The following is a 21,263-nucleotide window of genomic DNA, read 5'->3' as shown; positions in this document are numbered from 1 at the left end:
GGTGTTCTCTATACTAGAAAAAATATTGAGACTTTTTTGGATGCAATGCAATGATAATTCGTAATCTTTTGATTTACCCAATAGATAAATTAAAATAAATCTTCTTAAGCTCATCAAGATTGTTAAATTTTCTTGCTGTAACTTCTGCCTCATCAATGCTAATCTGATTATTTATCTTACTACAATAATAGTCCATGCTCTGTTTTTTATTTTGAAAAAATCCCATTTACTACGCTCCTATCAAAATTTATAAATCCATTATACCATATATTAGCATATTGTTACATAATTTACATTACTATTTGTAATCATGTTATATATGTTCTAGTTCAAAAACAAATTCATAATATACTATAACAAATGCAAAACTCAATACATAATATATCTTATGTATTGAGTTTTACAACGGCGTATGTTATACTAATTTCAATGGTTTTGACATAATATATTTTTAGATATGTAAGCGTCTTTTAAATAAGTATATTTTCAGTAAGATTAAATAGAAAATAATATATATTTTCTTTTACTAATTATATTTTTATGTAAAAATAAAGCAGTATTTATATATTATACAAGTGCCTATTTTAACGGAAGATTTATTTCGAATACAATTCATATCTAGTAAAACATAAAATGTATTACGTTCAAAATCAAATATACGTGAAAATGAAACGAGCTTAAATATGGAATTATTATATAATTTTAAAGATTATTTGTATGACAACGAAAAAAGTGAAAAAACAGTATCTTCATACATAAGTGACATAAAACAGTTTTTCAAGTTTTATTCTGGCAAAGTGTCAGATATAGACAAAAAAGTAATCCGACAGTATACCGCATATTTGCAATCAAATTTTGCCATTAAAACAGCTAATAGAAAACTAGTTTCTCTTCACCAGTTCATTGAATATTTGAATGAAGAGGAAGAAATGAATATATCAGTGAAGATAAAGCAACTAAAAGTTAGTAATCAGAATTTTATAGATGTTATGATTGAAAACAGTGATGTAAGAAGAATGGTCAAGGCCGCTGAAGAAAAAAACGATATCAGAGCAGTTGCCATAATGTATACTCTTTTCTACACAGGAGCCAGAGTATCAGAACTTCTGCAAATTAAGGTAGATGATGTTGATAGGAATTCAGTATATATTCTTGGTAAAGGAAATAAATACAGAGAACTATTAATTCCCAAAAAATTAAAAGACGTATTAAATGAATACAAAACAGAAAGGAATAAAGGTATCCATAAATGCCCTAACCTCTTTGTTGGCCAACGTGGTCCTATTAATAGGCAGACTGTACATAATATGCTAAAGTATTATGCAGGACAAGCTCATTTTATTGATAAAACACTTGTTCATGCCCATTCATTTAGACACCTATATGCTCAAAACCTTGCTAAGCTTCATGTTCCGCCAGTAGTAATCAGTCAGCTTCTTGGTCATAGTTTGAATGTAACCGGGTTGTATATGCAGAACAGCAAAAAGGATTTGCTTAAAATAATAAATAAAATGGATATGAAAGATAACTTTTAGGAGGTTTTATGAGTAGAATTAATGATTTAATGATGAATATGTTAATATTTGAAGAGGGACACAACCGTAGAACTAATCATATTTTAAAAGTATATGCTTTAGCTAAAACCATCGGTGAAAATGAAAATTTAGATAATGATACTATGGAAATAATACAGTGTTCTGCTATTCTTCATGATATAGGTATAAAATTATGCAAAGAGAAATACGGACTTGCTGATCAAGTTCATCAGCAGCTGGAAGCACCATTAGAAGCAGAAAAAATACTAAAATCATTAGGATATGAAAAAGAATTTATAAAGAGAGTTAGCTATCTTGTAAAAAATCATCACAATTATAACATTATTGATGGCGCAGACTATCAGGTTTTAGTAGAAGCAGATTTAATAATCAATGCCTTTGAAGAAAACTGGGAAAACAAAAAGATGCAGAAAGTAATTAATAAGATTTTTAAAACAAAAACAGGAACCGAACTTGCAAAAAGAATGTTTCCCAATAAATTAGAGCAATAAAAGTATGAAGCAATTTACTTCATACTTTTATAAAAGATTATTATATTATTATCCAAGATAAAATAAATATTACTATGAATTTTAAAATAAATACCTCATTTTAAAAATCACTAGTAAACCTGCATTCAGGGAAATTTCTACAGCCCTTAAAATAACCATATTTACCTTTCTTTTTTACAAGTCTACCACCACAATGAGGACATCTAATTATATATGACTTTTCTCTCTCTACCTTTCTCTGAACTATTTTAGAATGCTTATTGCGAGCTTTTGATGAGCGAATATTATACTTATATATTTTATCCCTAATTGATATCAAGTTAGACTCTTCTATAACAATTTTATTATATGATTTTATATTCTTCTTAAGATTTTTAAAATTTACTACATTACAATTATCATAGCTGTCTATTTCAAGTTCACACTGATCAGAAAATGCTACAATTGAAATAAAGCATTCCATTTTTATATTGAGAAACTTTTTAAGTCCCATAATATGTGCATAATTCTGCTTTATAGGATTTCTGAACTTCACAAACTTACCATTTACATTCTGATACCAATATCCTGAATTTTCTGCACCAAATACTCTGCCATTGTAATTCTTTGTTTCTATAACAAAAATACCATATGTTGATACTACTATATGATCAATCTGCGTATATTTTAAACCCGAATCACTTTTCACCATTATGTCATCAATAACAATATATTTATTCCAAGGAAGACTACGGAGTATTCTATTTACTTCTTTTTCACCCTTTATTCCTTTGTTTTTAGCTGAATGATTTATTTTATATCTACTAACCATTATAAATATCATTGTTGAAAAAATAACTATATATTTCATGCGTATTACCTCAATTCAAAGGGATTATATCATAATGATATTTAAATTTTCTAGTACTAAAATATTACCAATTACCGCAAGCAAAAAAAGCCTGTCGTAAGCAGGTTATACTGCTAAAACGACAGACTTTGTTTCACATTGTGTATATTAATTTATTAATTAGATTGCTAGTGATTCAGCATCAAAATCATCAGAAGCATTTTCTTGTTCTTCTTTAAGAAGTTTCTTATCATATACCTTTATGAAAGGAAGATATATTAACAATGCTAAAACTCCATTAAATAATGCTAATAATGCTGCTCTAAAATCTCCAGCTGTTCCGATGAATGCACCTATACCGATTGGTGATGGCCAAGGTACCTGTGCTAATATTGGGCTAACAATGTGTAATTTAATTGCCCAGTAAGCAGTTGAAGCACATGCCATTGGAGCAAGGAAAAATGGTATTGCAAGATATGGGTTGTATATTATTGGTAAACCAAATATCATTGGTTCGTTAATGTTAAATAATGATGGCACAACACCAGCACGTCCTAATACTTTCAATTGTTGTGATTTAGCTAAAAATGCTATAAATATTGTAAGTCCTAATGTAGCACCAGATCCACCCATAATTACAAATGAGTTTTGGAATTCACCAGCAAATGGAATATTAGCTCCCTGCATATTAAGCTGCATGTTTGATAAAATTATTGGTGTTAAGAATGAAGTAACTATATTAGCACCATGTATACCAACAATCCATAATGCTGAAATAAGGAAGTATATTACTAATATACCACCCCAGCTATTTGTTAATTTGCTTACAAAACTAAATGGTACTGCAATAACTTTGAATATGTCTGTTCCTAATGCTATGAAAGCACCGTCAATTAATAATACTATAAATGCTACAGCAAATGCTGGAACTAGTGCTGTAAATGATCTAGACACACCTGCTGGAACTGATTCTGGCATCTTAATTACTATATTGTGTTTTACACAGAATCTGTATATTCTTACAGCAATTACAGCCATTATTATTGCTGTAAAGATACCAGTAGTTCCAAGACGAGTAACACCATCTCCACCGATATTCCAACCGTTAACTATATTAGTATCCTTGCTTATCTGAGTGATTAATGACATTTTTCCATCTTTGAATAATAATTCAGGAATTGTCATGAAGAATGCAAACATAGAAAGTAATGCACCGTTTAATGGATTAAGGTTTAATCCTTCTTCTTCTGCAAAAATATTTGTATATTCATATCCAATAACTAAGCAGAAATAAAGTGCTAAAATACCCATTGTACATTTATTTGCTAACATGTATAAATCACTTATACGGAAGAATGTACTATCAAAAAACGGCTTTAAGAATTTCATTGTATCTGGCAAAATATTAAGTACGAGGAACATTGATCCTACTATTGTAAACGGGATTGTTGCCATACCAGCTGCCATAACTGAACGTACTACTTTTAACTGAGATATTTTGCCCATAGGGCCCATAAGATATTTTTCTAACAATCCAAATACTTTATTATTTTCCATTTTATATCTCCCCTTATTTCATTTTAATATTTTGTTTATATTGTTTAATATACTTAAATTGTTTATCACTTTGATTTTTAATTTTATTAAGTCTATTTAAGCTAATCAAACATAGCACAGCACCAATAACATTGATAAATAGAATAAACATATGTGATTTTGTATTATCAACCAGGAAAGGATATAGTTTTTTAAATATTGGTGTAAATAAAGTAGCAATATAAACTATATTTTCTATCAACATTATCTTATAAGTTAATATTGTCTTTCTTGCGTTATCTATATGAGAACTGTACATAGTACATTGTTCCCAGACAGCTCTTATTATGAATACAAGCGTTAAACCTGGTACTACAGCACCAACATTTTTACTAATTATTAATGAACATAACCAGTATAAATTTGTGAAGAAAAACACAGCTGTCACATATCTAATTAAGAGAAATCTATTAAAATACAATGTTTTTAAGCTTGTCTCTTTTCTACTTTTATCTAAATTATCTTTTGCCATCCTATTCATTGCTTGATTCTCCCGTTTACTTTATTTATTAAGCTTTTTATATACTTCTAAGAATTCAAGAGCTAGTTCTCTTAAAGTCATAGTTGTCATTAAATGATCCTGAGCATGAACCATTATAACTTCCATTACTATTTCATCTCCGTTAGCATAGTTCTGAAGTAGGTTTGTTTGAGATTTGTGAGCTTCAAGAAGTTTTTCATTTGCTTCATCTAGTTTTTTTGATGCCTCATCAAACTTACCATTTCTCATTAAATCTAATCCCTCATGAACTAATGCTCTTGCATCTCCACTGTGTAGAATTATTTCGAATGCTATTACTTGTAAATCATCTCTTGTCATATATATTTCTTCCTTTCACTACTTGATTAATTGCATAAATTTTTCTTCAAATTCACTAAAAGTATTACATTTTAAAATTTCATTCTGAATACAATCACTTTCAATCATTGAAGCAATTGCGTTAGTTATATTTCTTAAATTAACATTCTCAATTTTTGATGGCGATAATAAGAATATAAATTTTATATCATTATATTCATTTTCCCAATTAACTCCACCTTTGACTATTGCAACAGCAATTTGCGTAAACTTACCTACTGCTTTAGCAGGATGTGGAACTGCAACATGCTTTCCAAAAACAACAGAGCTCATTTGTTCTCGTTGTTTTATTTGATTAGTCATTATCATAGAATATGATGAATCCTCATTAGCTTGAAGTTTTTCCACCAACTTATTTATTATATTTTCTTTTGAATCTGATCCATCTATAATCAAAAAAGAGTCTTTATTAAAAAATTTATCAAACAGTTTAGATCTTTCATTTAAATCTATTGAACTAACATTTTTAGGTTTTTCTATATTTCCAGATGTTCGATAATCTATAAATGTTTTGATATGACTAATATCATTATTGTTTAGAAATACACTTACATGAATAACAGGAACATTAAAAACAATTGTATATAAATCAATAGTTGATACAATAAGATCTATTCCTTTAAGTTTTTCATTAGTAATTTCATAATAACCAATTACATCTACAACGTTTATGTGTTGACCGAATTCTTTCTTTAATCTAACATTAAGCATTTGACTACTACCATATCCAGTAGCACAAATTACAAGAACATTAAACTTCTTTGTGTTTCTAAATCTTTCTATAGCAGCCATAAAGTGAAGACATATGTAAGCCCATTCCCCATCAGAAACATTATAATTCTTGAAAATAGACATATCTTTTAGATATTTTTTTGTTAATAATAATATTTCACCATATTTTTGTTTAATTTCTTCTAGTAATGGATTTTCTAAAATAACATCATGCTGAAGTCTTTTGCACAATGTATAAAAATGAGATATAAGTCCTTTAATAAGATGTTCATCATTTTTTATCAGATATCCTGTATCTTTTTCAATTCTATCAAGTATACTTATAAGTTCTTTAGTAATTTCCTTTTCACTAGTAGAAGATTTTTCATCTAAACTTTTAGAAATACATTTAACTTTTAAATGAAGAGCAATATAATAAGCTTCTTCTTCTGGAATTTCAATATTTCCACTTTGAATGATTCGCTTTAAAATATTACCTGCAACTTCTAATTCTCTGCTACCTTCAACTGATTTATCTATTTCAATTTTAGATAAACTAAAGCCGCTTTTTATACGTTTGATTAATAATGCAATGTGCAAAACAAGATTCTGAATAATATAATCAGATAATCTAAGACCTGCCTCTCGACATTCATCAAGAACTATAATAGTTATTTCCTCAAAACTAATACCATCTAGGAACAATGTATCACCAACATATTTGTTTATTGAAACACTAAAATTATTACTAAAAAAATAATCCATGATAAAATGCCTTTTTTGATGTTCATCGCCTTTAATATACACACCTTTTTTTACTTTACTTTCAACAGATAAGTTGTAAGGCTCAAGAAGCTTTCTTATTTCAGAGAAATCGTTTGAAAGAGTTGAGCGTGATACATAAAGTTCATCGCATAGATCATCAAATAAAACATATGCATCTTCAAACAGTAATTTATTTAAAATATGATACTGCCTGTCTTTTGAACCCTCTAAAACTGTTTCATTTTTTTTCAAAGAATCATCTGTATTTTCTTTCAAAAAGGTGTTAAAGTCAGGTTCATTGTTTATAAATAACCTATATCCACAACCTGTTTTAGCAATAATATCAGCTCCATTGTTCTGTAATATAACCTGCAATCTTTTAATGTAGCTGCGCACAGTACGATCTGATAACTTCAAATTTTCTGCTATATCCTTGCTTGTTAATAATTCACCTTGATGTCCCACAAAAAAATTCATTATCGTTCTTTCTTTATTGCTTAACACTTAAACACCTCTCCTTAAAACTAAAGATTATTTTAAAGTATCAACTATAAGCTTTGCCATCTTTTGAATTCCCATTGGTACTGGGATGTATGCTTGTGGTGGTATATTCACAACTGGCTTGCCAACTTTTTTACCAGCTTCTTCGAATTTTGCAAAATACATTCTAGTCTGAGGGCTTATTAAGAATAAATCAAAATCGCTTGTTTCAATCATCTTAGTTCCTTCAGTTGCTGATACTGCATCTAATACAATATCTAATCCCTTACTCTTGAAAAATTCAGTTGTCTTTTTTGCCATTAGTGATGATGACATTCCTGCTGCACAAATTATTAATACTTTTTTCATATTTATCACTCCAATATTTATAAATTATAACACAAAACACATATACTTCATAATTTTAATTTAATATTACATTTAAGGAAATACAGTGTTAATTAGTACTTTAAAACGACTATTTCCACTCTAATTCCTCACCATTAGATTTTATTACCTGTTGATACCAGTAAAATGACTCTTTTCTTGATCTTTCTAGAGTTCCATTTCCTTCATTATCTTTATCAACATATATAAAACCATAACGTTTTTTCATTTCTCCTGTTGAAGCAGATACTAAATCAATACATCCCCAAGGAGTATATCCCATTAAATCAACTCCATCTTCATCTACAGCTTTAATCATTTCTTTGATGTGAGCTTTTAAGTATTCAATACGGTAAGTATCATGGACCACTCCATCATCACCTAACTGATCAATAGCTCCGAATCCATTTTCGACGATGAATAATGGAAGTCTGTACATATCAGTAAACCAGTTTAATGCATATCTAAGACCTTCAGGGTCAATCTGCCATCCCCATTCAGATGCTTTTACATAGTCATTTTTAACTAAATCAGTAGCTTCATTGTAATCAAATGAATCGTTTCCTTCTTTATATTTAGTAGCAAATGACATATAATAGCTGAATCCAATGTAATCTACACAGCCATTCTTAAGGTCTTCTGCATCCTCGTTAGTGAAATCCAAATTAATATTTTTTCTCTTAAGATACTTTTTAATATGTTCAGGATACTCACCATGTACATGTACATCTGTAAAATAATAACGCTTCTGCATTGCTTTCTGTGCCATAAGTACATCCTTAGGTTTGCATGTAGCTGGATAAACAGGACACATTGCAATCATACATCCAATTTTAAAATCCGGATTTATAGCATGTCCTATCTTTACAGCTCTTGCGCTAGCTACTAGTTCATAATGAGCTGCTTGATACATTATTGCTTCACGATTTTCTCCTTCTTTATAGGCAATTCCTGAATTAGTGAAAGGAGCAAAATCGGTTTCGAAATTAGCTTGGTTATTAATTTCATTAAATGTCATCCAATACTTAACCTTATCTTTATATCTTTCAAAGCATGTTTTTGCAAATCTTTCAAAGAAACCAATAAGTTTACGATTACGGAAACCACCATATTCAGTTACTAAATGATAAGGAAGTTCGAAATGAGATAAAGTAACAACTGGCTCAATTCCATGTTTTAAACATTCATCAAATAAATCATCATAAAACTTTAACCCTTCTTCATTTGGTTCTAATTCATCACCATTTGGAAAGATTCTTGTCCATGCGATTGATGTTCTGAAACATTTAAATCCCATTTCGGCAAAAAGTTCAATATCGCCTTTGTAACGATGATAGAAATCAATGGCTTCATGATTAGGATAATATTCGCCACTCACGATACCATCAGTGATTTTACGTTCTACACCGTTAGCTCCTGCTGTCATTACATCTGCTACACTTATTCCCTTGCCGCCTTCATTATATCCGCCTTCTAACTGATGTGCAGCAACTGCTCCACCCCAAAGAAAATTCTCTGGTAATTTTGTCATTAATATCTCCTCCTTTATGCCAAGTTAAATTTGGCATAACGTTTCACTTAAGAAAGAATAAATCATTTTCTTGTTAAATGTTTACATGAAAGTTTACAATAAAATTTCAATTGGTTTATTATTTCTTATATCTATATAATACACACTTTTTCCGTTTATTTGAATACTGTCTTTTTCCGTAGTAAAAAGGAAAAAAATCAAAGGTACTGTCGGATTGTTTATGACAGTACCTTTATATTATATTGTTTCTAAATAAATCTTTAAATATTTCGCTAGCTAAAACATTGCTTATTATTAAATTTTCGCCAAATGGGTTTATTACCATACCTTCATTATTCTTAGCCTTTGATAATGCGTCATTAATATTAATAATCATACCGTTCCATTCATCTTTACTATATGATTTTTCAAATTCTAGCCAATCTGTAAACAGTGGCACAAAAGCTTTTTCTTGAGAATTTGTTATCAATGCAAAATTTATTGTTGTTCCTTATTAATATTGAAATGCCACATAATTCATAAAAGGATAATTAAAATTTATTTATAATAACAGCTTTTACTACATTTACCCTCTAATATACTCTGCTTAGTTTCTATAAGAAAACTTTCTTCATTATGTGCTGAATCGAGAATATCAAGAGATTTTTTTAGGTTCTTAATATCTTTTTCCATAATATCAATAAAGTTTCCTCTACCTACTACTTTAAGATGAGTAACACCAGCTTTTTTAAGCTTCATTAAAGAACATATACCACAGCCAGTACTACCAAGTATATAATTATCATCATTAAAGTCTGAACTGTAATCCTCCTCATCAACAGAAAAAGAATAGTATTCTTCCATTCTTTTATCAACTAAAGGAAAATTACTACACTTTACATCAATCTTGCAAAGTTCATATGGCACTTTACAAAGATGATGCAATTCATCACAGTGCAAAGATGAACAGAAAGCACCAGTATAGTGACATCGTTCATTTAAAATGAATGCTTCATATTCAATGTTACTATCTCTATTATCATTTATAATTGCTTTCATATCTTCAATTGTATTTTTTCTATGAAAAATGTATCTCTTTAAATCAAACTGATTAAGGAATTTGACAGCCAGCCTATTTATTTCAGCACATTCACCACTTAACTGAATTGAACACTTAAGTCCTTTTTCCTTAAGATATACTATAAGTGAGAGATCAGCTATAATAAATTCAGTAAATCCAATATCAATAAGCTTTTTCATAATATCAGCAATCAACTCATACTGTTCCTCTATATAATATAGGTAATTTAAAGTAATAGTAACTGGCACCTTACATTTTTCTTCCATCTTCTTCAATATCTTCATATCCTCATAGGAATTTATTTGTACGTTATAATAAAGTACTTCCCTTCTATTTAAAGGAAATAAATTTCCATAAGTTTTGTTCCATTCATAAGGAACGAATCCACAGAATACCTCATCAGCCCCTGCTTGTACAAGTCTAATATAATCATCAATACAGCCAAGTCCTGCAACTATTTTCATATGATAATTATCCCCCTCTACATAAAGTTAAACACTATTCTGTCTATGCCATTATCAACATAATCTTTAAGTAAATAAAATTCTTTCAGCAGTGTGTCATCAAATGAAAATAATGAGTTATATATCCCTGCCATCTTTAAATGCTTAGGATAGGCAAAAGCATAATCACTACAGTATTTAGGACAGTTTATTACAAGCATCTGATTACCCCTATCCATATTTGTACACATTGCGTATAGTGGGCAAAACTGAGATGTATTTGTTACATAATAAGGAATATGAATACTATGCTTACCCTTTGCTATGTTCATTTTATATCCGCAGCTTTCGTACTCGTACCTTTTTATTAATAGCTTATTAAGGAATTGTGAATAAGTTTCACTATTCAGGCTATTATCTGCCATCAAATCTTTATGATTCTTATAGCCATTTTTATACTTAATACGTGGGTCCTTTTTTCGTTTATTAAGAAGTACACCTAGTACCGGAGTTATATAATCATCCTTATACTCTATTAGATTCAACATTCCCCAGTCATTTATTACCAGTTCTATGTTTTTATTATTTTTAACGCACCATGAATAAATCTCATCAATATCCGCCTTAGTCTTATTAATTAGGCAGTCTCTTAAATAAGTAAAAGACAAAGTTACTTCAATTCCTTCATATACAGCCTTGTCCATAATTTTCAACAACATATCTATATCAGGAAATAAATTATGGCAAAATTCATTGCCAATATAAATCCTTGAAATCTTATTTTTAAATAGTGGATGATTTCCAATATAATTTTCATCTATATAGTAATCTAGAAACTTATCAATTCCAAGAGCTAAATACTTCTTATACATATTATCATTATGTAATGACACTGCATAATCCACTGAAGATAATACTGTATCATCATAATCTTCATAATATATGTCTTTCATCCATTCTCTTTTCATATCATCAAAAAAACTATAGAATTTATAATCCTCCTGTGATGGATAATTCACCATCTCTTGTGAAAACTCACTTTCTGAACCAAAAGTCTTTAATGTAACGTATTTAGAGTAATTATTTAGAATCTTCTTAACATTATTAGAATAGTATTTGTCATTTATTTCGAAACGATAAATTTTATAAAATTCAGTATTTTCTTTATTTAATAATTTAAAATCATTTATTACAATCTCTTCATAACGGTTTTCACTGAAAACATAAAAAGCAACTAGGATTGATGCAATACCACCAATATCTTCATTTAACCTCAAAGATATTCTATCAGATGCTATGTCAAGAATCCTCAGTTCTCTATCACCAATAAAACAAGTTACAAGTCCAGACGGCAAAACACAGTTTTCATTATTGATCATAAAATCACCTACACTAAAATATTATACCTTCATTATATAGCATATTTGTTCACTATAGCATAAATAAACACACAATAAATAAAAAATAAAGCAAATAACATATTTTTATCTATATTATTGGCTCTATTTAATCTATTTTTGTGTAATAGCATTATATTATATTTTAAACATATTCCGCTGTTATACTTTCATTGTATTTTTTTACTGCACTTATAGGTCCTTTATCTGTCCCTGACCTTCACAATAAGGGCATCTGCCTTTAGTAGAGTTAAAGCTGAAGAAGTCTGCATCCATATTATGTGATACTTCGTAATCAGTCTTTGCAAATACTCTTCTTATCTTATCAAAAAGTCCAACATAAGTTGCAGGGTTAGAACGAGGTGTTCTACCTATTGGATCTTGTGACACATCAATAACTTTATCAATACTTTCATAACCACTAATGTCTGAATACTGCCCAACTAAATTATCACAATTATTAATTTTATTCTCTAGAAGAGGCTTAAGTGTTTCACTTATAAGACTACTTTTGCCACTTCTACTTACTCCTGTAAAAACTATCATCTTATTTTTAGGAATTTTTAAAGAAACATTTTTAAGATTGTGATGATATGCCTGCTTTATTACGATATAACTATCATTCTTTTCCTTATCTTTAAATGAATCAAAAGATATTTCTCTTAGTTTTTCCATCATACATCCTCCTCTAATATCTTACCTGAACTTTTTTTATTACTTTATCTTCATCATCAATTTCTTTATATTTTTTGCAATCTGAATTTTATTGTATTCCATGTCCTCTCTCCCAAGAAGATGCTTAATTTCAGCAAGAGAAAAACCGACGTTCTTTAAATGCTTAATAACAAGAATAAGCATAATCTGCCTATTATAATTGAATTAGATAATCACATCTATTAAAAAAGACTATACCAGAATTTTATACAATTCTAATATAGTCTTGTAAGTGTTAAATATAGTCTTTACTATCTTAAGAAACCTGAAATTACCTGCTCTTCTGCTTCTTTTTCTGTCAATCCTAAAGTCATAAGCTTAATAAGCTGTTCTCCAGCAATCTTACCAATTGCAGCTTCATGAATAAGTGCTGCATCTGTACTATAAGCTGCAAGCTGTGGAGAGGCAATTACTACTGCATCATCCATGATTATAGAATCACATTCTGTATGACCTTTACATTCATTACGTCCATTTAGCATACTTATAAAATGCTGATTGCTCTTTTCCTTTGCAACGGCATGACTTACTATATTACAACTGCTGTCCTTTCCTTTAAGATCTGCCTTGAACTTAGATTCTGCATGCTGAACTCCTGTAGTCATAATTCTTTCATTAACATTTAAACTTGCACCATCAGCAAGATCTGCTTCAACTACTCTTAAAGTATCATCTATTCCAGCAATCTGTGTAGTTTCCATTTCCATTGTTGCACCTTCACCTAAATGAACTATAGTAGTGGGATTCATTAGTCTTTTACCTTGTCCACTTCCTTCACCAAAGTGTTTTTCTATATAATGCACTTTAGAATTTTTCTCAATATAGAAAGTATGAATTCCATCATGCTGGCTGTCTACACTGCCACAATTATGTATGCCGCATCCGGCAACTATTGTAACATCGCATCCTTCACCTATATGAAAATCATTATATACATTATCCTTCAAGCCGTTAGTTGATAATATAACAGGGATATGTACACTTTCATTGACTGTATTAGGTTGAATATAAATGTCAATCCCTGGTTCATCAGTTTTGCTTACAATAGTAATATTTGCAGAATTGTTACGTGCAGCTGGCTTACCATTAAGACGAATGTTATATGCTCCTACTGGCAGCCTATCAAGGTCTGCAATTTCATGTAAAAGTTTCTTTTCTATTGAGTCCATATTACTTTGCCTCCATTTTATCTTTTAAGACTTTACACTGAGCATTTTCTGTACTTTTTAACAGCTCATTAAGTATATTTTCACGTTCATCATATTTCTCAACAACACCGTCTTTTAAGTAAATAATCTTATCAGCAATATTTAAGATACGTTCCTGATGACTTATTATTAATATACTTTTATCATTACTCTTATAAAGCTTTTCAAAAACATGGATTAGCTTCTGGAAACTCCATAAATCAATACCTGCTTCAGGTTCATCAAAAATGCTAAGCTGTGTGTTTCTTGCAATAACCATTGCAATTTCTATTCTCTTTAATTCGCCGCCAGATAATGTGCCATCAATATTTCTATTTATATAATCTCTTGCACATAATCCTACTTCTGATAACAAATCGCATACTTCTGACAAACTGCTTTCCTTTCCAGCTGCAAGGGACATTAAATCCTTAACCTTTAATCCTTTAAACCTAACTGGCTGCTGAAAAGCATAACTCATACCTCTTTTTGCTCGCTCAGTTATTGATAGATTTGTGATATCTTCACCATTAAATATAATTTTTCCGCTAGTAGGCTTTTTAATTCCCGCTATTATTTTTGCTAATGTTGATTTTCCACTTCCATTAGGTCCAGTAATAACAGTAAAATTATTATCTATTTCAAGACAGATATTGTCTAAAATCTTTTTGTTATCCTCTGAGTAAAAACTAATATTTTTCAATTCTAGCATATAATCACCTCAAATTTCCTTTATTTATCTAATTAAACAAAGGTTATAATTACATAATGTAACAATTATCGCCGTCACTATATACTATAATATCTTAAAATTTTATTGTCAAATTCATATTATAATTGAATTTTACTGCCATTTCATACCTCTCTACTGCTTCTATTTCTCAACAGTAACGTAATCCAAAAGATTCCTTCTGATCTGATTATTTGTTCCATAATCCTTCACATAACCAACTCTTAAAATCATCTGAACTGGTGATTTAGTGTGAAGCATTTTATCAACTTCACTGCTATAAGGCTTTTCCTCTAATATCTGGCTCATGGGGTGAACTGATATACCTTTCTTTACAGCACTTAACCATATATTTTCCAAGTTTATTCCTGTTTCAATCAATTCTTTTCTGCTTGTGCCTCCTGTAATAACAAGAAAGCCTGCACAGTTCTCTACTTGTTTAGTGGTTGTATCTATAGACTGCTTAGCAAAAGAAATGCCTTTTGCACTTTTATTAGAAGTTGTAAGATAATAAAGCGTTTTTTTGATTCCCTTAAGTCCAAGCTGTTCTGCAGGTAATCCATCCTTTTTGTCTTCTGCTTCTTTATCAGAAAATCTAAGCCATTCTGCAAATTCTTCAGATTTAGCTTTATTATAAGACTGTTTTGTCATAGCTTCTATTTCTGCTGTTTTTAGGTATTTAAATTCATTATCTCCTCTTTTGAAGTAATGAGTATTATTATTAAGTATAGTTTTTATATCATCATTATTAATTTCCTTATCTAAATAAGTACTTTTATCTGTATGGCGTTTTTTAATTAAATCTAAAATAGTTTCATCTTTTGTGAATTTCTCTGTTTTAATATAACTCACTGTAACAGGTTCACTGCTGTCAGTATTAAGAATGACTTTTGTTTCATAACCATAAGCTTTAAATGACTGAAGAAGGTTAGCAGTAAATGCACCCATAGAAATATATGCTTCACGATTATTGCTATCAACTTGCTTTAAGGTACGATCTGTATCCAAATTAATTTTCAAAGTATTTTTTTTCTTATTAATACTAACTTTCCAAAGCTGGGTATTATGAGAATTTGGTGCTAACGATGCATGATATATAATATCCGAAATATCCTGAGGAAGATCTTCTACTTTCTTATTTATTTCAACATTAACAGGTTTACCCTTAAAATATGCATAAACTGATGCTGTAGCAATAACTCCTATAGTTATAAAAATACTTATTATAACTTTTTTTATTCTCAACACTCCCTTATTGATTTATATAGAAGACCAAAACTATAATTCATTAATTCTGTAGGATCTAACCCCATGCATTTGTTAATATAATTAATTTTATTGTCAGTCATTGTAATTATTCCGTAGATAGATGCCCAAAATGTATAGATTGTCTGTGGAACCTGTAAATCTCTTCGTAGTTCACCTTCTTTTATTCCTCTAATAATCATTTGTGCTATTATTTTATTTATTTGTTCACCGACACTATATGTTGCTGTATCATCAGTATTTTCTGTGTCTACTCCGATTTTACTTACAGCTATAGAAAAGTAATAAGGAAATACTTTTTGAAATTGTACAATTTCATTGCAGATATTCATATATTGAGTTTCAACAGTATCATTTTCATTAACTGCCAATTTAATTTTTTCAAGAAGGATTTTCATACTATCAAGAGCAAGTGTTGATACAATTTCATCCTTGTTTTTAAAATAAACATAAAGAGTAGCTTTACCATATCCCGACTCATTAGCTATATCCTCCATGGTTGTCTTATCTATACCATTCTTAACAAATAATTTACCTGCAGCCTTAGCAATTTTCTGCTTATGAAAACCTTCTGCGGCCTTTTTTCTGCGTGCCATCATTATTTCTCCTTAAATTAATTGAACTCTTAGTTCAATTAATTTATACCATATTCATACATTTATGTAAATATCATTTGATACTATTTGTAATTTCTTACAAACTGTCAAAATAAAAAAGGGTGAAATTGCATTCTACCATTCTTTTACACAAACGTGTAAACCCTTTATTTACAACACTTTATATCATTAATTATGTTTTTGAATGCAATTTCCTTTACATTAAAAAAACGCAGTATATAAATACTGCGCTTTTTAGCCTACTTTTCTTTATTAGTTTTATATTATTCCATGAACATCTTTATGTCGTCTTCAACGTTTGTGATGCCGCCAATACCAAAGTTTTCCACAAGAACTTTAGCTACATTTGGTGATAAGAATGCTGGAAGAGTTGGTCCTAAGTGAATATTCTTAACTCCTAAGTATAATAATGATAATAATACTATAACAGCCTTTTGTTCATACCATGCAATATTGAATGCTATTGGTAATTCATTAATATCTTCAAGTTCAAATACTTCTTTAAGCTTTAATGCAATAAGTGCTAATGAATATGAGTCATTACATTGTCCTGCATCAAGAACTCTTGGAATTCCACCTATATCACCTAAAGCTAACTTGTTATACTTGTACTTAGCACATCCAGCAGTAAGAATTACAGTATCCTTTGGAAGAGCCTTTGCAAAATCAGTGTAGTAGTTTCTTGATTTAGCTCTACCATCACATCCTGCCATTACAAAGAATTTCTTGATAGCACCAGTCTTAACAGCTTCAACAACCTTGTCAGCTAATGCAAATACTTGAGCATGAGCAAATCCACCAACGATTTCTCCTTTTTCAATCTCAGTTGGAGCTTTACACTTCTTAGCAAGTTCTATAATTTCACTAAAGTCTTTATGTCCCTTTTCGTCTCTTTCTATATGCTTGCAGCCTGTAAATCCAGCAGCACCTGTTGTAAACATTCTTTCTTTATATGTTTCCTTAGATGTAGGCGGAACTATACAGTTTGTTGTCATTAAGATTGGTCCATTGAAAGCTTCAAATTCTTCTTTCTGCTTCCACCATGCATTACCATAGTTACCTACAAGATTCTTATATTTCTTTAAGTTTGGATAGTAGTGCGCTGGTAACATTTCTGAGTGAGTATAAACATCTACTCCAGTACCCTGAGTCTGTTCAAGTAATTGTTCTAAATCTCTTAAATCATGTCCTGATACTAAGATACCAGGGTTAGTACCTACTCCTATGTTAACCTTAGTAACTTCTGGATTACCATAGCTTTCAGTGTTAGCTTTATCAAGTAGTGCCATACCATCAACACCAACTTTTCCTGTTTCTAAAGTTAATGCTACAAGCTGATCTACTGTTAATGAATCATCTAAAAGACTTGCTAAAGTTTTCTGCATAAATGCATTAACTTCTTCGCTGTCATAATCTAATTCATTTGCATGCTTAAGGTAAGCTGACATACCCTTTAATCCATATGTAATAAGTTCTCTTAAACTTCTTATATCTTCATCTTTAGTTGCAAGAACTCCAACTTCATCAGATAATGACTTTTCATCTAAAACTGAATCAACAAAGTCAACTTCCTTGTTACCACCTAAAGCAGTCTTTATCTTATCAATTAGTCCAAGCTTCTTATCTATTTCAGCATCTGATTCTGTATACCACATTGCTGCAGATGATAAATTTTCTTTATTCTTTAATTTTGCAATTAACTCATTCTTAACTCTTAATGTTTCTTTAACTCTTTCATAAAATACTGCATCATCAAAGTTTGCATTTGTAATTGTAGTAAATAAGTTAATTGTTATGTAGTTATTTACGACCTGAGAAATAGTTTGTCCTTCTTCTCTTAATCTAGTAGTAACTTCTGATAAACCTTTAGTTACATATATTAGAAGATCCTGCATTCTCGCAAGATCTGGGCTCTTTCCACAAACACCAAATTTAGTACATCCAGTGCATCCTGCTGTTTCTTGACATTGGAAACAAAACATTTTATTTTCCATTTATAATTCACTCCTTAAATAAGATTAATTTACTCGCTATGTTCATTATTCTAATGCAGAATACGACAAAAGTATGTTGCAATTGCAACACAAGTAAAAAATTTAGTTACATTATAATTTTTTATAATAATAATAAAAAAGCTGTATCAAATAATTTTGATACAGCAACTAATAATTATAATTGATCTTCTATTTCTCTGATTCTCTCATATAAATTCATAAAAGAGCTTTTCTTCTCATCGTCTTCAGACGCTTTAACAGTCTTGTACACATTTTTATTAAATGAGCCAAGCATATCTAGATTATCTGTAAATATGTAGCTTGCTTCACTTAAACTATATTGAGTCTTCTTACCAGTCACGTCCCTAACGATTATAGTATCTTCTGATTCGTTTAATTTAACGTCAGCTATAAAAACGCCTTTTACAAGATCATTTTCTGATATTAGGTGCTTTATAATCGTTAGTAATTCATGTGCTAACATATTTCTCTTTTGCAAGTTCATAATATAACTTCTCCCTTATATAATTATTTTCTCTATAAAATTCGTCACAATTAATCTAAAATGAATAATCTTATAACAGTTTGTAAGATGATTTTTATATGTAATAAACCCACATTATTCCACAAAAAAACAGGCTATGGAGTTCTCCATAGCCCGTAGAAACATAAAAGCATTATTTATCTAAACTCTTTGTTTTGATTTCATCTTTAACATGATATATAAAATCTTTAAGAGCATATTCTTTTTCTTCATCTTTTCTATTTCTAACTGAAACAGTATTGCCGTTAACTTCTTTTTCGCCGACAACAATAATATAAGGAACTCTTTCATTTTTAGCTTCTCTTATCTTATATCCAAGCTTTTCATCTCTGTTATCAAATTCAACCTTAACATCATTCTTCTTTAATTCCTCAACAACCTTTTCAGCATAGTCATTGAATTTGCTGCTAACAGAAAGTACTTTTACCTGTACAGGTGCAAGCCAAGTTGGGAATTTACCTGCGAAGTTTTCGATAAGAATTCCGATGAATCTTTCAATACTTCCGAAGATAACTCTATGAATAACTATTGGTCTATGCTTTTCTCCATCCTGACCAGTGTATTCAAGTTCAAATCTCTGTGGAAGCTGGAAGTCTAGCTGTATAGTACCGCACTGCCAGTCTCTTCCTAGGCTATCTTGAATGTGGAAGTCTATCTTAGGGCCATAGAAAGCACCATCGCCTTCATTGATTACATATGGAAGTTTAATATTTTCAAGTGCACGCTTTAAGGCACCTTCAGCCATATTCCATTCCTCATCAGTTCCCATTGAATCTTCAGGTCTAGTTGAAAGTTCAACAGTGTATTTAAATCCTAGAGTTGAATATACCTTATCTATAAGTTTAACAACTCCAATTATTTCTGATTCAATTTGTTCTGGCAACATAAAAATATGTGCATCATCTTGAGTAAATGCTCTAACTCTCATAAGTCCATGAAGTGCTCCAGATAATTCATGTCTATGAACTCTTCCAAGTTCTCCAACTCTTAATGGCAGATCTCTATAAGAATGAAGTTCATTTTTGTATACAAGCATTCCGCCAGGACAGTTCATTGGCTTTAAAGCAAATTCTTCTCCATCAATAACTGATGTATACATATTTTCTTTATAATGATACCAATGGCCTGAAGTCTCCCATAATTTTTTATTAAGCATGATAGGTGTTTCAACTTCAACATACCCAGCTTCATTATGAAGCTTTCTCCAGTAATCAATAAGAGTATTCTTTAGAGTAACTCCCTTTGGTAAAAAGAATGGGAAACCAGGACCTTCATCCATTAATGTGAATAATTTAAGTTCCTTACCAAGTTTTCTATGATCTCTTTTTTTAGCTTCTTCAATTGTGAATATGTAATGATCAAGGCTTTCTTTATCTTTAAAAGCAGTACCATATATTCTCTGAAGCATTTTATTCTTTTCATTACCTCTCCAGTATGCACCTGCAACACTCATAAGCTTAAATGCTTTTACAAATTTAGTTGATGGTATATGTGGTCCTCTACATAGGTCAACATATTCACCCTGTCTGTATAGAGAAATGTTTTCTCCTTCAGGTAAATCTTTAATAAGTTCAATCTTATAAGATTCATTTCTTTCATTCATAAGCTTTAAAGCTTCTTCTCTTGTAACATCTAATCTTTCAATTTTAATATTTTCCTTGATTATCTTATTCATTTCTTTTTCAATCTTAAGTAGATCTTCAGCCACAAATGGATGTTCAAGATCAAAATCATAATAGAATCCATTTTCAATAGTTGGTCCTATAGCGCACTTTGCATCTTTAAATAATCTTTTTATGGCCTGCGCCATGATATGTGCAGTTGAATGTCTTATAACTTCTAATGATTTTTCATCATCAACTGTAAGTATACTTACTTCATCATTCTCCTGAAGTTTGTGACTTAAATCCACAAGCTTTCCGTTTACTTCTGCAACAACAGCTTTTTTTGGGAGGCTGTTGCTTAATACTCTTGCTAAATCAAGAGCTGTAATGTTATCATCTACTGACTTCACAGTTCCGTCTTGTAATCTAATGTTCATTTAAAACACCCCTTTAAAAATTAAAATATATATCATGCCAAATATCAAATTTAAAATGCCAGCTT

22 protein-coding genes are annotated in these 21,263 nt (G+C 30.1%); 2 read left to right on the top strand and 20 right to left on the bottom strand.

Going from position 1 to position 21,263, the window contains the following annotated elements:
* Positions 1-73 precede the first annotated feature (73 nt).
* A complete protein-coding gene (locus tag FYJ33_RS06220) occupies positions 74-226 on the bottom strand; it encodes a hypothetical protein (protein WP_154530882.1) in 153 nt (50 codons plus the stop codon).
* Positions 227-683: 457 nt separating this feature from the next.
* Here FYJ33_RS06220 and FYJ33_RS06215 point away from each other — a divergent pair, with 457 nt between their 5' ends.
* Positions 684-1,535 carry a tyrosine-type recombinase/integrase gene (locus tag FYJ33_RS06215; RefSeq protein ID WP_154530881.1) on the top strand — a complete coding sequence of 284 codons (852 nt, stop codon included), beginning with the start codon at positions 684-686 and terminating at the stop codon, positions 1,533-1,535.
* 8 nt (positions 1,536-1,543) lie between these two features.
* Positions 1,544-2,047 (top strand): HD domain-containing protein, encoded by a 504-nt coding sequence (locus FYJ33_RS06210; protein ID WP_235900788.1) that lies wholly within the window; start codon positions 1,544-1,546, stop codon positions 2,045-2,047.
* Between the two features lie 100 nt (positions 2,048-2,147).
* On the opposite strand, the gene FYJ33_RS06205 is transcribed toward FYJ33_RS06210, so the two are convergent.
* From FYJ33_RS06205 to thrS, 19 genes are all read right to left on the bottom strand, one after another.
* A complete protein-coding gene (locus tag FYJ33_RS06205; RefSeq protein ID WP_154530880.1) occupies positions 2,148-2,897 on the bottom strand; it encodes an NERD domain-containing protein in 750 nt (249 codons plus the stop codon).
* Positions 2,898-3,056: 159 nt separating this feature from the next.
* A complete protein-coding gene (gene celB, locus FYJ33_RS06200; protein ID WP_154530879.1) occupies positions 3,057-4,433 on the bottom strand; it encodes a PTS cellobiose transporter subunit IIC in 1,377 nt (458 codons plus the stop codon).
* A gap of 13 nt (positions 4,434-4,446) precedes the next feature.
* Positions 4,447-4,953, bottom strand: coding sequence for a hypothetical protein (locus FYJ33_RS06195; protein ID WP_154530878.1), 507 nt, complete (start codon positions 4,951-4,953; stop codon positions 4,447-4,449).
* A 21-nt stretch (positions 4,954-4,974) separates the two neighbouring features.
* Positions 4,975-5,292, bottom strand: coding sequence for a PTS cellobiose transporter subunit IIA (locus FYJ33_RS06190; RefSeq protein WP_154530877.1), 318 nt, complete (start codon positions 5,290-5,292; stop codon positions 4,975-4,977).
* Between the two features lie 18 nt (positions 5,293-5,310).
* Positions 5,311-7,311 (bottom strand): BglG family transcription antiterminator, encoded by a 2,001-nt coding sequence (locus FYJ33_RS06185; protein WP_154530876.1) that lies wholly within the window; start codon positions 7,309-7,311, stop codon positions 5,311-5,313.
* Positions 7,312-7,338: 27 nt separating this feature from the next.
* A complete protein-coding gene (locus tag FYJ33_RS06180) occupies positions 7,339-7,656 on the bottom strand; it encodes a PTS cellobiose transporter subunit IIB (protein ID WP_154530875.1) in 318 nt (105 codons plus the stop codon).
* Between the two features lie 109 nt (positions 7,657-7,765).
* Complete coding sequence (locus tag FYJ33_RS06175; protein ID WP_154530874.1) at positions 7,766-9,205, bottom strand: 6-phospho-beta-glucosidase; 1,440 nt, start codon at positions 9,203-9,205, stop codon at positions 7,766-7,768.
* Positions 9,206-9,437: 232 nt separating this feature from the next.
* The gene (locus FYJ33_RS06170; RefSeq protein ID WP_328598660.1) at positions 9,438-9,686 is read right to left on the bottom strand and encodes an SseB family protein; all 249 of its coding nucleotides are present in this window, start codon (positions 9,684-9,686) and stop codon (positions 9,438-9,440) included.
* 56 nt (positions 9,687-9,742) lie between these two features.
* Positions 9,743-10,729, bottom strand: coding sequence for a U32 family peptidase (locus FYJ33_RS06165; protein ID WP_154530872.1), 987 nt, complete (start codon positions 10,727-10,729; stop codon positions 9,743-9,745).
* Between the two features lie 17 nt (positions 10,730-10,746).
* Positions 10,747-12,087, bottom strand: coding sequence for a hypothetical protein (locus FYJ33_RS06160; protein WP_154530871.1), 1,341 nt, complete (start codon positions 12,085-12,087; stop codon positions 10,747-10,749).
* A gap of 210 nt (positions 12,088-12,297) precedes the next feature.
* A complete protein-coding gene (locus FYJ33_RS06155) occupies positions 12,298-12,783 on the bottom strand; it encodes a hypothetical protein (protein ID WP_206046629.1) in 486 nt (161 codons plus the stop codon).
* Positions 12,784-12,819: 36 nt separating this feature from the next.
* The gene (locus FYJ33_RS06150; protein ID WP_154530869.1) at positions 12,820-12,963 is read right to left on the bottom strand and encodes a MerR family DNA-binding protein; all 144 of its coding nucleotides are present in this window, start codon (positions 12,961-12,963) and stop codon (positions 12,820-12,822) included.
* 107 nt (positions 12,964-13,070) lie between these two features.
* The gene (locus FYJ33_RS06145) at positions 13,071-13,988 is read right to left on the bottom strand and encodes a SufB/SufD family protein (RefSeq protein ID WP_154530868.1); all 918 of its coding nucleotides are present in this window, start codon (positions 13,986-13,988) and stop codon (positions 13,071-13,073) included.
* Position 13,989: 1 nt separating this feature from the next.
* Positions 13,990-14,718: an ABC transporter ATP-binding protein gene (locus FYJ33_RS06140; RefSeq protein ID WP_154530867.1), complete on the bottom strand. Its 729-nt coding sequence runs from the start codon at positions 14,716-14,718 to the stop codon at positions 13,990-13,992.
* A 162-nt stretch (positions 14,719-14,880) separates the two neighbouring features.
* Positions 14,881-15,981: an Acg family FMN-binding oxidoreductase gene (locus tag FYJ33_RS06135; protein ID WP_154530866.1), complete on the bottom strand. Its 1,101-nt coding sequence runs from the start codon at positions 15,979-15,981 to the stop codon at positions 14,881-14,883.
* On the bottom strand, positions 15,978-16,601 hold the full coding sequence (locus FYJ33_RS06130) for a TetR/AcrR family transcriptional regulator (RefSeq protein WP_154530865.1): 624 nt from the start codon (positions 16,599-16,601) through the stop codon (positions 15,978-15,980). The genes FYJ33_RS06135 and FYJ33_RS06130 overlap by 4 nt, the downstream gene beginning before the upstream one ends.
* Before the next feature lie 281 nt (positions 16,602-16,882).
* Complete coding sequence (gene hcp / locus FYJ33_RS06125; protein WP_154530864.1) at positions 16,883-18,613, bottom strand: hydroxylamine reductase; 1,731 nt, start codon at positions 18,611-18,613, stop codon at positions 16,883-16,885.
* A gap of 175 nt (positions 18,614-18,788) precedes the next feature.
* Positions 18,789-19,118: a hypothetical protein gene (locus FYJ33_RS06120; RefSeq protein ID WP_154530863.1), complete on the bottom strand. Its 330-nt coding sequence runs from the start codon at positions 19,116-19,118 to the stop codon at positions 18,789-18,791.
* A gap of 172 nt (positions 19,119-19,290) precedes the next feature.
* Complete coding sequence (gene thrS / locus FYJ33_RS06115; RefSeq protein ID WP_154530862.1) at positions 19,291-21,198, bottom strand: threonine--tRNA ligase; 1,908 nt, start codon at positions 21,196-21,198, stop codon at positions 19,291-19,293.
* Positions 21,199-21,263 lie beyond the last annotated feature (65 nt).

The organism is Inconstantimicrobium porci (assembly GCF_009696465.1).
Lineage (GTDB): Bacteria > Bacillota > Clostridia > Clostridiales > Clostridiaceae > Inconstantimicrobium > Inconstantimicrobium porci.
This window is presented reverse-complemented; position numbering and strand designations above follow the sequence as displayed.